The organism is Nostoc sp. CHAB 5715, assembly GCF_020829685.1.
Classification (GTDB): Bacteria; Cyanobacteriota; Cyanobacteriia; order Cyanobacteriales; family Nostocaceae; genus Nostoc.
The window spans coordinates 1-13248 of the sequence record NZ_JAIVFR010000067.1 but is presented as its reverse complement, the minus strand read 5'-3'; the positions used below and the strand labels follow the sequence as shown (position 1 = coordinate 13248).

The following is a 13248-nucleotide window of genomic DNA, read 5'->3' as shown; positions in this document are numbered from 1 at the left end:
AGTAGCAGGCAAATCAGCTACTTCTGTGGTAATCAAGCCTCCTTGTAAGGAGTTTGTTGCTAGTTCTGCTGAGGATGACATGGCTCCATGTAAAAACAACTCCACCAAATTTTCGAGAAAATCATCCCTATCTTCCCAAAGTTCGTGAAATTCGCTAGTGAACTCAATTACGGCATATCCCAAGATCATCCCATTTAGTAAACTGGCTAATTTTTCTGCCGGTAAGTAGGTGTTTAGGTGTCCTTGCTGGATTACAGTAGCTAAATACTGAGCTACATAGCGGTTTGCCTCTGTTACTCCCCTGCCTAGTGCGCGGCGATTTTCTGCCGGGAATTGGTCGGCTTCACCTACCACAGACCGGACAAACTCTGGCACTCGTTCTAATGCATGTAAGCTATCACTTGCATAATCTTTAAGAGCTTGGTAGACATTGCCGGGAGGCGTTGCCCGCCGCACCAGCGATTCACCTAAATCCTTGAAGGCTGCGGACTCTTCCAGCACAGCCAAAAGCAGTCCATGCTTATTGCCAAAATTCCGAAATAGAGTCACTTCGTTGACTTCGGCTTTTTCAGCAATTTGGCGGGTTGTAGTGGCGCTGACTCCCTGAGCAGAAAACAACTCAAGTGCAGCTTGAATTAGGCGTTGACGAGTGGAAATGAGTTGAGACGACATAGAAAAATGCAAGTGGCACTTGCAGGAAGATTAGAGTTCTGCTAGCATAACAAATGTAAGTGATACTTGCTTTACCTACTGTAACGAACTAGTGTACAAGGTGGGTAAATCCCTATGGGATTATGCCCGATAAAAAGTAAATCGCTTCATCATCCATCAACAGGAATTTTTATGACCGCAAATTTTGGGGCGATCGCCCCTGAGAGAGGCAACTCACCTCAACTCAGTTGGACGAATGTAGTATTTTTTGCTACATTTCATGCTTTAGCACTTCTGTCTCCTTGGTTTTTCTCCTGGTCAGCATTAGGTTTGCTAGTGTTTCTGCACTGGTTATTCGGGAGCATTGGTATTTGTTTGGGATATCACCGACTACTGAGCCATCGGAGTTTCCAAGTTCCTAAGTGGTTAGAATATGCTTTTCTTAACATCCCAGAATATTGGATTGTGGATTTTCGTGGCTTGGGTGGCTTGCAATTTATCGGGAATCCCAAACAACCCACTTTTACTGTTTGTCAGTTAGTTAACGGTGTGTACGAGCAACAACAATATCGCTTAGGAGATACTATTTATTCTGAACTCTTACCAAATTTACAACTTCAGCTAGACGACATTATGCATATTTGACAAATTAAATTTTGTTTTGGCTAAGGTGAATCGGATTATTTAGGCGTGCATTACTCAGGCAAGAGCGATCGCCACGGTTTTTTAAGCTAAAATACCAAAGTTGTATTTATATACATCTTACAACTCAATTATTTTTATGAATTACTACGTAATCTACGACGGCAATTGTAATCTCTGCGTTACCCTAGTGCAATTGCTAGAAACCTTAGACCAAGGAAAGCTGTTTCGCTACAGTCCTATGCAAGATGAGCAAACACTTTTAAAGTGGGGAATTACAGCTCAAGACTGTGAACAAGGGATGATTTTAATTGATGCCAATGAACCTCAGAAACGTTGGCAAGGTAGTAATGCGGCTGAAGAAATTGGGCGATTATTGCCAGCAGGAAGTATATTTGTAGACGCTTATCGAGCCTTACCAGGGATGAAATGGGCAGGCGATCGCTTTTACGAACAAATCCGCGATAATCGCTATGCAATCTTTGGTAAACGTTCTAATACATATCAATCGGCATACTGTGTGGATGGTAGCTGCAAATAAATTTACAGCATTTTTCAGGTATTTAGACCACAGATGAGACGGGGAGTGGGGAGTGGGGAGTAGGGAGTGGTGTAGTTCAATTACTTGAAAAGCGCTGTAAGTTACAGCTATTTTCAGGTAAATAGACCACGCGGTAGGGGTAAAGCACATTGCTCATTGGTGTCAACTTAACGTGAAAACGATGTCCCGCAAGGAACTGAAGTTCCTTGCTAATAGCTAAAGTAATCTAAAGATTACTAAATATCCCCCAAAATCTTGAGTCTACTTCAGTAGACTTTAGCTATTAGCCAGAGAATTCATTCTCTGGCGGGTGAGGAGGCCAACAGTTAAGCTATTTTTAGCTTAAGTTGACACCAATGAGCAATGCGCTTTACCCCTACAACAGATGTGGTTCAAATACATGAAAACTGCTGTAAATTAACATCTAGAATTTTCTCGGCGTCTAGAACTAACAGAAATCCGTCTGGAAGCGGGTAAGCTCCTGCTAGCATCTGACGCATTCTACCTTTTAACGTTGCGGGTGGGGGTTGAAAGGTGTTTTGTGCGAACTCTAAAACATCTCCCACGCGATCAACGGACAGACTAACTATTTCATTATCAAAACATACAATGATATTAAATCCTTGGGCTGCATCTACAAGTTTTGTAGTTGATTGTGTCTGCGGTTCGCTCATCTCTAATCGACGCTGCAAATTGATGACAGTAATAATTTGTCCACGTAAATTAATCAACCCACAGATATCTGGTGGTGCCAAAGGTACACGAGTCGTTGCTTGTGGACGAATCACTTCTTGAACGTGTTGCACGTCAATACCAAAGTAAACTCCTTTGAGAAAAAATGTGCAAATTTGTTGTTCAGCCATGAGTAGCCAGTTGCAGCAAATGAGGGTTGGCAATCCGAATTACAGTCTCAATGTCAATAATTTCTGTGATTTGTCCTTGAATTACAGCACAGAAAAGCACACCAGGTCTACTAGGAATACCTTTAATGGTTAGTGGTTCTTCCACAATATCAAGAATGCGATCGACTACTAGCCCAACACTGAGTTCTGAGTATGGAGAAACAATAATTATCTGGAGCGTTTCTGCAACTGTCGCCAAAGCCCGATCATTAAAGCGATCGCAAAATATCTTGTGAAGATCAATTAGCGGCAGAATTTGACCGTAAGACTGGAAGACATGCTGATTAACCACTTTTTCGACAGCAGAAGCAAGAATCTCTTCGAGCCGAAATGCGATCGCCACTGGAATACCCATACGTGCGCCTTGGGGCCCTTCAAACAGCAAAATTGTTTGGCGTGAGCCTGCTTGCTCTTGGCTATTTGCAGCATTTTCGCTCAACAACTGCTTTTGTTTGGCGATTATACCAGTTCGGTTTGCCAGACCAACAACATCAATAATTAATGCTACTGTGCCATCCCCTAAAACGGTGGCTCCTGCAAATAGGAATAGCGCCTTTAACTGTCTTCCCAAAGGTTTAACTACAATGTCTTGGATGTCTTCAATTGTGTCTACAACCAGTCCAAAGCGATAATTATCAACTTCCACAATTACCAGACTGAGTGTTTCTAAGTTGCTGACACTATCTTGTTGCAACACTTTATTGAGGTAAACCAATGGCACAAGATTATCTCGCAAGCGATACACAGGCACATCGTATAATATCTCAATACTATTGAGTGCTTCTAGGCGTACTAGCTCTTGTAGACTAGCTTGGGGAATAGCATAGCGATCGCCGCCACTGCTGACAATCAATGCTGGAATAATTGCCAATGTCAGCGGAATCTTGATTTTGAAGGTTGTTCCTTGTCCTTGTTGGCTGTAAATTTCAACTGTTCCGTTAATCTTCTCAATATTACTCTTGACAATATCCATCCCAACCCCTCGCCCGGAAAGGTAAGTCACCTGTTGAGCAGTGGAGAAGCCCGGTAAAAAAATTAAGTTCATCGCTTCTGACTCGCTCATGGTTGCAGCCTGCACAGCGTTTACTAAACCAAGTTGCTGCGCCCGCCCTTTCAGCCGTTCTAAATTCAGGCCGCGACCATCATCGCCAATTTCAATATTGACTTTCCCGCTTTCGTGAAAGGCTTTGAGAAATAGCCGTCCTAAGCTTGGCTTTCCACAAGCAACCCGCTCGGCTGGTAATTCAATTCCATGATCGATGCAGTTGCGTACTAAGTGTGTCAAGGGGTCTTTAATTGTTTCAATAATACTTTTGTCTAGTTCAGTATCTGCCCCCTCCATCTCCACTTCAACTTGTTTACCGGAAGCGATCGCTAAATCGCGGGTGACGCGAGGAAACTTTTGCCAGATGGAACTAATTGGTTGCAGCCGAGTTTTCATCACCCATTCCTGCAACTCGGCTGTAAGTAGGCTCAGGTGCTGGCAAGTAGCAGCAAAACTATTATCCTTAAATTTTGTACTAAATCCGATTACCTGGTTACGGGCTAAAACGAGTTCACCCACTAGGTTCATCATCTGATCTAGCAGATTAACATTGACTCGGATATAAGCAGATTCTGATGTTGTCGGAGTTGATATTTCTGTGAGTTCGTGATTGAGAGACTCAACATCACTACCTGCTGTATCTATTTGTGGCGTTTGTATATTAACAATAGGCTCATGCGATTGAGAGGGTTTTGGAGTCTGTTTAGTTTCTGACAATCGGGTTAGAGCCACGATCAGTGCTGAATAATCGCGATCGCCCTCATGCTTTGTAGCTTGAATTTGAGACAGGATTTGCCGAATGCCGTCAACTGTTTGGAGTAAAATACTAATCATCTCAGGGGTGATTGCGATCGGGCGATCGCGCAGGCACGAGAGCAAATTCTCTCCAGCATGAGCAAGTGATTCCAAATTAGGAAACGGTAAAAAGCCGCAATTTCCTTTAAGCGTATGGAGTGAGCGATAAATGCGAACTAATGCTTCTCCTTCTTCTGATGCTTTCTCTAGCTCTATAATATCTCGTTCAATTTGATTCAAGTTCTCATAGCTTTCAACGAGAAATGCTTCTATATCATCGTCAATTTCATTTAACTCCATTGGTTAATAAAGTAAAAATTTATATATCTTATTTTAATACTAATTTAATATTTAACCTCAGCAATCTCTATCGAAAGAGAGATGTTTGTCTTTTTTCAGGCTGAATACATAATATTTGCCTTAATGATATAGTTAAAATGCAGGCAATTTTGTCGTTGCTATTCAACTCAAAGTTTCAAGAATGGTCGTCCTCAAGACAGACAATTTTACAAGTGCAAATAATGCGACGTGCGTTCCGCCCCGCTTCTCTACGAGACGCTGCGCGAACGCTAACGTCAGTTTCTCAAATTTTACCAACCTTGGTACTACTCAAACTATGTCAAGCAGGTATGCCTCAAAATGTATCTTAATGGCATGAGCCTGTGAGAAATCGACTGTCTAACCGATATCCATCACACAACAATTTTGCATTAGCTTCACCGAAAGACGACAAGGAAGCCCGTTCCTTCAATGTACGGGAGGAATTGTCGCCAAGTCGTCTTGGTCATTAGTCATTGGTCAATAGTCATTAGTATTATTAAACACTTTCATATCGCGTATAACTACTAATGACTAATAACTAATGACTAATGACTCGAAATCCTCGCCGCGTAAAGCCGGGGGATGAGTTAAAAAGGAAAGCTGGAATTAGATCGAATTTCAAATACTTAACAAATTTTAAAATTTTCCATTATTAAAAAATTTAGCTCCACAGCATTATAATTTTAGCGAGTTTGATAATTTTTCCGAAACTATCATTATTGATAATTGTAAAATTATATTTATTTATTTTTTAATTCATTCATTTTAATTAATAATGTAGGCTAATTAACCTAAATCAAGAATTATTAAGCTAAAGTACAAAAGGACAAAACTGATGGCAATGGTTTTGATTATCGATGATGCAGCTTTTTCTCGCAGAATGATCCGTAAGTTTCTGCAAATCGATGGTTATGAAATTATTGAAGCAACTAATGGGCGTGAGGGATTAGAAATGGTTGACAACCATAAGCCAAATTGTGTACTAGCGGATCTTCTAATGCCAGATATGAATGGGTTGGAATTTCTGAAAGCTATGCAAGATAAAAAATTAAAAATTCCGACCATCATCATTTCCGCCGATATCCAAGAAGGGGCACGCAATCAAAGCTATAGCCTGGGGGCAGTCAACTTTATTAATAAACCGCCAAAAGAAAGTGAATTGCGAAAGGCAGTCCAAAAAGTTCTTAATACCAAGGAATAAGTTTTCATGAATGTGACAGCAGAAGAACTGGATGCCCTGCAAGAGTTAATTAATATTGGAGTCGGTCGAGCAGCAAGTCTACTAAATGAAATGCTAGACTCTTACATTCGTCTGAAAATTCCAGTTGTTAAAGTCTTAACTGCTAACGAAGCATATCAAGAATTAACAAAACGATTTCATGATGATACATTGGCATCTGTAAAACTACGCTTTACAGGCTCTTTCTATGGCACTGCTAGCTTAATTTTTCCACCTGACAGCGCATCAACATTGGTTGCAGTGCTTACAGGTGAAGATCCATCGGCTGATCTAGATGCAGTGAAAATTGGCACCTTGAGCGAAATTGGTAATATTGTCATCAATGGGGTAATGGGTTCACTCACTAATGTGCTAAGGCGCCATGTAAACTACACATTGCCCGTTTATTTAGAAGATACCCTTGAAAATTTATTATTATCTGCATACGAGAGCGATTCAAAAATCTTACTGGCACAAGCTAGTTTCACAATTGAACGCTTAGAAATTATCGGAGATATTATTTTAATCTTTCTAGTGGGCACTTTTGATGCGCTCATCAGTGCAATGAAGGACGAAGTTGAAATAATACAATAATATAATACTAGCAAAAATTGGTGAAATAAGTCTTAAAAAAGTTTGAGAATACAATGAATATAATTGAACAAGCTCAGGAAAAATTTAGCCTTTTAGATAAAATTCCTTTAGGAGCTTTTGTTCTACAGTCAGATTATATTGTTATCTTCTGGAACTGCTGCTTAGAGGAATGGACAAAAATTCCGAAAAGTCAAATTTTGGGAATTTCGATTCAAGAATATTTTCCTCATCTGAATCAACCTCGTTACGCTAGCCGTTTGCACCAAATTTTTCAAGGTGGGCCTCCGACAATCTTTTCTTCTCAACTGCATAAATATATCATTCCAGTACCGATATCCAAAGATAAATACCGCATTCAACACACAACTGTTACTGCTGTGCCTGCATTGGATGGAGATAAATTTTATGCTCTGTTTTCAATTGAAGATTTGACGGATTTAACCTTTAGAGTCCAGGAATATAAAAACCTACGCGATCAGGCTTTAGAAATAGCAGAACAACGCCAAAAGGCGAAAGAAGTTGCTGAAACAGCAAACCGCATTAAAGATGAATTTTTAGCAATTGTTTCTCATGAACTTCGTTCTCCTCTTAATCCAATTTTGGGGTGGGCAAAGCTACTGAAGAATCGCTCATTAAACGAAGCTACTACTATGCGTGCCTTGGAGACTATCGAACGAAATGCTGAATTACAGGCTCAGTTGATTGAAGATTTGTTGGATATCTCTCGCATTCTCCGGGGTAAGCTAGCACTTAATTTAGAAAAGGTTAATCTTGTTTTTACTATTCAAGCTGCCTTAGAGACAGTGCAATTGGCAGCAGAAGCAAAGTCTATTGAAATTAATCTTCATTTGGATACAGGAATTGGACAAGTAAAGGGTGATAGTAATCGTATTCAACAAATTATTTGGAATCTGCTCTCGAACGCTGTTAAATTCACATCATCCGGTGGACAAATTGAAGTCTACTTAGAACAGATTAATTCTGAGGTACAACTGAGAGTTAGTGACACGGGTAAAGGTATTAGTCCTGATTTTCTGCCATACGTATTCGAGTATTTCCGTCAGGCAGATAGTCGTACAACCCGAAGTTTTGGTGGGCTAGGACTTGGTTTGGCGATTGTGCGCCAACTTGTCGAGTTACATGGCGGTACAGTTTCGGCCCAAAGCGCTGGAGAAGGACTTGGTGCGACGTTTACAGTTTGCCTACCCGTGTTTCAACATCTGGAATTAGGAAGGGAAAATCACAATGTATCAAACGATTCCTATCCATCCTGTATGCTTTATGCTCCACTAGAAGGAATACGTTTGTTAGTTGTAGATGATAATACTGATACCCGTGAGTTTCTGGCTTTTTTATTAGAACAGCAGGGAGCAATCGTGACGATCGCAGCATCTGCTAGTGAAGCACTGACTGCAATTATGCAGTCAAAGCCAGATTTGCTGTTAAGCGATTTAGGTATGCCAAATGTTGACGGTTACACTTTGATCAGAAAGTTACGAGCAATGCCCGCCAATTTAGGTGGGCAAATTCCGGCGATCGCCCTAAGTGCTTACGCCGCAGAAACCACACAAAAACAGATTTTTACAGCCGGATTTCAACTCCATATCGCTAAACCAGCCGATCCTGGCAAACTGGTAGCTGCGATCGCAGCCCTTGTTAAAAACTGACCGAATTAGACATAGCCCACAGTGTTGAATAAGAGTGCGCAGCCTCATGAAGAAATGGTATCAGGACTTACGCAAAAATCGCCGAAAGGCTTAATTTATCGAACCGCCAAGACGCCAAGAACGCCAAGAATTCGTAGAGCGTGCGTAAGTCCTAGGTATTACTAATTAAAAATTAACTTTTGCTTTCACGTTTCGGTGTTTCGCGCAGTCTGTAGCAGCTTCCGTCTTTCCTGTAGTAACTTCCGTCTTCACGTTTCGGTGTTTCGCGCAGTCTGTAGCAGCTTCCGTCTTTCCTGTAGCAGCTTCTGCCTTCACGTTTCGGTGTTTCGCGCAGTCTGTAGCAGCTTCCGTCTTCCCTGTAGCAGCTTCTGCCTTCACGTTTCGGTGTTTCGCGCAGTCTGTAGCAGCTTCCGTCTTCACTGTAGCAGCTTCTGCCTTCACGTTTCGGTGTTTCGCGCAGTCTGTAGCAGCTTCCGTCTTCACTGTAGCAACTTCTGCCTTCACGTTTCGGTGTTTCGCGCAGTCTGTAGCAGCTTCCGCCTTGAGGATAGTTACGAGTATCAAATGGCTGGAAGATTGGGAAATAGATATAGCGGTTCTCGAATGGAAGCAATACACTTTGACCTCACTTCCATTCCTCTCTCCTTTTAGGAGAAAGGCTTTGAATCTTGCTCCCCAACGCTCGCAGGGAAGGGGCTGGGGGTTAGGTCTGTATTGGACTCAAGCGAGAAGCGCTATAATTGACAAACGACTGGCTATAAAACATCATCTCACAACTTACTGCGATCGCTCTCTTACATTGCTTTGGGTATAAAATTACTCAAAGACTACTGTCCTATTACCATATACTAATACACGATTTTGCAAGTGCGATCGCACTGCTCTTGCTAATACAACTCTCTCTAAATCTTTGCCTTTTCTCACCAAATCATCCACTTCATCACGATGACTAACTCGCACTACATCCTGTTCAATAATTGGGCCTGCATCTAAATCAGCAGTAGCATAATGAGCAGTTGCACCAATAATTTTTACACCACGTTCAAAAGCTCGGTGATAAGGATTTGCTCCGATAAAAGCTGGTAGAAATGAATGATGAATATTAATAATTTGCGGAAATTGACTAATAAAATTTGCACTAACAATCTGCATATATTTCGCCAATACAACTAAATCTATTTTGTACTGGCGTAGTAATTCTAGTTGTTGGGCTTCTTGTTCTGCTTTATTATCTTTATTGATGGGAATGTGCTGGAAGTCGATATTAAATTGCTCTGCCACTACCTTTAAATTAGAATGGTTACTAATAATTAAAGGAATTTCAGCAACAAATTCTTTAGCGCGTTGTCGCCAAATTAAATCAAATAGACAATGGTCTTGCCGACTTACCCAAATAGCAATGCGTGGTACTGTATCAGAAAAACGTATTTCCCATTTAGCACCTAAAGGTTGAGCAATGGCATTAAATGCAGGGGCAATAAACTCTCGCGGCAAATTGAACCCATCTAACTGCCATTCAATGCGCGTAAGGAATAACCCAGCAGCAAAGTCTGTATGCTGATCTGCATGGATAATATTACCACCATTAGAATAGATGAAATTGGCAAATTTCGCCACCAGTCCCCTTTGATCGGGGCAGGAAATCAGCAATGTTGCTGTCGGATTTGTCATAATAATATCACCAGATTTTAAATTAATTATTTGCTGTTTGTCGGACTCGGATTAGGAATGGTGAGCGGAGGAAGTTTCTGACTATTATCTACAGGTTGTTTCCACTCTGATAATTCCCGATTTACGGCATTTGCAAAATCTGTAGATACCAACAGCACATTTATATTTCCATCGGGTTTAGCAGCAGGGTCAGCTTGAGCATACAATAAACGACCGTTAAAGTTAGACTTACCCAAAATCAATTGATGGCTTTGTCGGTTTTTCAGGGTGATCTTGATGGTTGCTTGGGGTTTATCTAGGGCAAATTCTCCAAGTTCTTTTGCTGGAGTTGATAAAGTGCGATTGCTATTACCTTTGACTAACAAATCCATCAAATAAGAAACAATAGCATCATTTGCTGGCCCCGATATCGGAGATTTAATGAACCACTTGGGGTTACTACTAGGTTCAGGGTTCCGTTCCAGATTCAGAGTGAGTTTTTTTGTCGTGACAGTTAAAGACTGCACATCATCTTCGGCAAAAGAGAAAATTTGCTGCTTTTGCTCCTTGGTTTCTTCTGGCACAGTTGCACCCCGAATTTCATGGAAGTAAACAAAACCACCTAAACCTAGCGCTAGCAGTATCAAAATTAAAGTCGTTCGCGGCAATTTCATTTTTTAGTCATTTGTCATTTGTCATTTGTCATTTGTCATTGGTGAAGAGTTAGTATTTATAACTCTTAACTCCTAACTCCTAACTCCTAACTCTTAACTTCTTTATTATCCTCTATAAGCTTTGACGGATTTTTCTACTAAAGCTGCAACTTTGTCCACATCTTGCCAACCAAGAATTTCAGTCACCTTTTTTTCCAAATTTTTATAACTACGGAAAAATTCGGCAATTTCATCTAAGCGGTGTGGCGCTAAGTCATTCAGGGATTTGACTTGAGTGTAGCGCGGATCTTTGTCAGGAACACAAAGTATTTTTTCATCGCGATCGCCACCGTCAATCATCTCCAAGAAGCCAATGGGTCGTGCGGCAATCACACACCCTGGAAAAGTTGGCTCGTCAATTATGACCATACCATCAAGGGGATCGCCATCATCAGCCAAAGTATTGGGTACAAAGCCGTAGTCATAAGGATATTGTACCGAGGAATAAAGTACTCGGTCTAGAGCAAAAGCTTCTAATTCCTTGTCGTATTCGTATTTATTTTTACTTTTGCCAGTAATTTCAATCAGAACGTTGATTAGACCAGGTTTCGGTTGGGCAGGAATACGAGATAAGTCCACAAAAAACTCCTCTGATAACAATGAATCATGGGGACACTCAGTCAGTTTCGCTCCCCGTGTAGAATTTTAGGGCAATATGGATCTCTTCCCAAGAAATTGGGCATTAGTCATTGGTCATTGGTCATTAGTCATTAATTTTCTTCCTCTGCTCCCCCTGCTCCCCCTGCTCCCCCTGCTCCCTCATCCCTCTTATCTCTGCCACTCCTATTGAAATGGAAAAAGCGTTGCCAAGTTACTTCGCAACGCTTTTTGCAAGATGGTATTATTTTCTACTGCCCTTAATTGCTGTTGAAGGGATTTATTTCTGCCCGTACTCTGTCAAGACAACTAAAATCTGGAGTCACACAATACAGATTTCAGCTTATTCCTGATGAACTAGAGGCAAATCTAGAAAGATTTTCTCAAAATCAGTTTTCTTTTGTAGCTTTCCTCGTGGTGAAATGCTACTGGAAAGCTTTATCAATCTTGACTTCCTTTGAAATTTTGAACCAAGGGTTGCTGGTTGATTTGAACATTAGTTGAAGAATAGTGGCCGATGACAAACACGGGTAGGGTGAGAGTTAACAAAGCGATCGCAGTTCCCACAATGTCTGCCAAACGTTGGGAATATGTGTCGGTATTGGCAGACTGGCTATTTGAATTCATACAAAATTGAAGTTCTTCGTAACACTGTATAGGTCTACTCTCTGATTGAGAGTCTTAACGGTATGTTAGCTATTTTTAAACTGTAGAATGTGTAGCATCCTACAATCTAAACCAGTTCTATAACTGTCATAATAGCCTTTTTATACATGGGGTTCTTAATACAAAGTTACAAGCAAACAAATCATGTTTTATTTTGCAATTAATATTTTCAGATGTTTCCCTGTATGGTGTAATGGTTCGCATACGCAAAGCCAACGTTGACAGCATCATAAATTACATTTTTTCGCTGCTTAAAGATTAATTAGCAAAACATATTTGTCCGATACTTCATCAGTATAACATCCTAAAACGCCTTTGATAAGGTCATTTTACTGGAATTGCTAATTTGTGATACAGGACACAAAACAGCAATTGCACTGATAAATATTCAGTGCTTTTGATTGTTATACGTAGTTATACACAAAAAGATTTGACGTTAGACAAAAAATGGATAGGAATAATTTTTGTGACCAACGATAGCTACCGAATAAATACAGATGCATCAACTGTGTTGTGCAGCATGGGTTCAGTGATACCACTAAACAAATATTTTAGAATTTAAATTTTACAGTTTATTTAGTATCACAGCAATTTTGTCAATCTATATATAGGTAGAGTCAAAAATATTTTAGAAGGTGGCGTAGAGTGTAGGAGTTATCGCCAAACTTTGCTCATGTCTGAACAAAATACCCAATCTTAATTTCCAGATCCTAAATCCGTATAAGTTTTTGGATAACAAATTAATCAGCTAAAAAAACCGCCACTAACTATCATAGGGCGGTCTGGTTAAGCAATCGGAGGGTAATTACAGATTACTCTGCTAATAAATCAAATTGCTGTAACGAAGTTTGCATTAAATTGGGGAGTAGGGAGTAGGGAGTGGGGGATTGGACATGTGTTATGGGTTATTCTCCCCTCATCTCCCTCATCTCCCTCATCTCCCTCATCTCCCTCATCTCCGCACTCCCCACTCCCCACTCCCTACTCCCTTCCATAAACACTCATTGGTTCCTTGATAAATCGGGTGTAAAGATGCTTAAACGTAGATTTAATTACGCGGGGCATACCAAAATCGATGGGCATCAATTTGTCTGGTAGCCGCCAATCTTCTATTTTTATTGACACTCTCCTGCCTAAAGGCGAGGAGATTCTTAAGACCTTACAGCCTTAATATCCTGTTTGCACAGGTTCCCAAACTCACCACGTTTGCTCATAGAGCGTGGTGATATCTTTTGAGCGTTTTGG

Annotated in this window: 14 protein-coding genes and 1 pseudogene; 5 read left to right on the top strand and 10 right to left on the bottom strand. The window is 40.7% G+C overall.

The features are described from left to right. On the bottom strand, positions 1–672 hold a 672-nt coding region (locus tag LC574_RS05945), incomplete at its 3' end, for a TetR/AcrR family transcriptional regulator (protein WP_229451999.1). A 171-nt stretch (positions 673–843) separates the two neighbouring features. Between LC574_RS05945 and LC574_RS05940 the strand changes: the two genes are divergently transcribed. After that, positions 844–1296 (top strand): Uma2 family endonuclease, encoded by a 453-nt coding sequence (locus LC574_RS05940; protein WP_229451998.1) that lies wholly within the window; start codon positions 844–846, stop codon positions 1294–1296. Positions 1297–1432: 136 nt separating this feature from the next. Then, entirely contained in the window at positions 1433–1834 is a 402-nt protein-coding gene (locus LC574_RS05935; protein WP_229451996.1) for a thiol-disulfide oxidoreductase DCC family protein, read from the top strand. Positions 1835–2226: 392 nt separating this feature from the next. On the opposite strand, the gene LC574_RS05930 is transcribed toward LC574_RS05935, so the two are convergent. Next, positions 2227–2697, bottom strand: coding sequence for a chemotaxis protein CheW (locus tag LC574_RS05930; RefSeq protein WP_229451994.1), 471 nt, complete (start codon positions 2695–2697; stop codon positions 2227–2229). Next, positions 2690–4876, bottom strand: coding sequence for a chemotaxis protein CheA (locus LC574_RS05925; protein WP_229451992.1), 2187 nt, complete (start codon positions 4874–4876; stop codon positions 2690–2692). The genes LC574_RS05930 and LC574_RS05925 overlap by 8 nt, the downstream gene beginning before the upstream one ends. Before the next feature lie 856 nt (positions 4877–5732). On the opposite strand from LC574_RS05925, the gene LC574_RS05920 reads away from it, so the two are divergent. From LC574_RS05920 to LC574_RS05910, 3 genes are read left to right on the top strand one after another with little or no spacing between them, the layout of a single operon-like run. Further along, complete coding sequence (locus LC574_RS05920) at positions 5733–6098, top strand: response regulator (protein WP_229451990.1); 366 nt, start codon at positions 5733–5735, stop codon at positions 6096–6098. Positions 6099–6104: 6 nt separating this feature from the next. Further along, positions 6105–6710 carry a chemotaxis protein CheC gene (locus LC574_RS05915; RefSeq protein ID WP_229451988.1) on the top strand — a complete coding sequence of 202 codons (606 nt, stop codon included), beginning with the start codon at positions 6105–6107 and terminating at the stop codon, positions 6708–6710. A 53-nt stretch (positions 6711–6763) separates the two neighbouring features. After that, the gene (locus tag LC574_RS05910) at positions 6764–8377 is read left to right on the top strand and encodes an ATP-binding protein (protein WP_229451986.1); all 1614 of its coding nucleotides are present in this window, start codon (positions 6764–6766) and stop codon (positions 8375–8377) included. Between the two features lie 165 nt (positions 8378–8542). Here the strand turns inward: LC574_RS05910 and LC574_RS05905 are convergent, their stop codons facing one another. The 7 genes and pseudogenes from LC574_RS05905 to LC574_RS05875 all read right to left on the bottom strand — a co-directional run. After that, on the bottom strand, positions 8543–8995 hold the full coding sequence (locus LC574_RS05905) for a hypothetical protein (protein WP_229451985.1): 453 nt from the start codon (positions 8993–8995) through the stop codon (positions 8543–8545). Between the two features lie 198 nt (positions 8996–9193). Further along, a complete protein-coding gene (gene purU / locus LC574_RS05900) occupies positions 9194–10048 on the bottom strand; it encodes a formyltetrahydrofolate deformylase (protein WP_229451984.1) in 855 nt (284 codons plus the stop codon). A gap of 26 nt (positions 10049–10074) precedes the next feature. Continuing rightward, entirely contained in the window at positions 10075–10701 is a 627-nt protein-coding gene (locus LC574_RS05895) for a DUF4340 domain-containing protein (RefSeq protein WP_229451983.1), read from the bottom strand. A 105-nt stretch (positions 10702–10806) separates the two neighbouring features. Continuing rightward, the gene (locus tag LC574_RS05890) at positions 10807–11319 is read right to left on the bottom strand and encodes an inorganic diphosphatase (RefSeq protein ID WP_100901064.1); all 513 of its coding nucleotides are present in this window, start codon (positions 11317–11319) and stop codon (positions 10807–10809) included. 459 nt (positions 11320–11778) lie between these two features. Next, positions 11779–11964 carry a hypothetical protein gene (locus LC574_RS05885; RefSeq protein ID WP_229451981.1) on the bottom strand — a complete coding sequence of 62 codons (186 nt, stop codon included), beginning with the start codon at positions 11962–11964 and terminating at the stop codon, positions 11779–11781. Between the two features lie 867 nt (positions 11965–12831). Then, entirely contained in the window at positions 12832–12981 is a 150-nt protein-coding gene (locus LC574_RS05880; RefSeq protein ID WP_229451979.1) for a hypothetical protein, read from the bottom strand. A gap of 3 nt (positions 12982–12984) precedes the next feature. Further along, positions 12985–13122 (bottom strand): annotated as a pseudogene (locus tag LC574_RS05875) (thylakoid-associated protein); the annotation flags it as partial. Between the last annotated feature and the right edge of the window lie 126 nt (positions 13123–13248).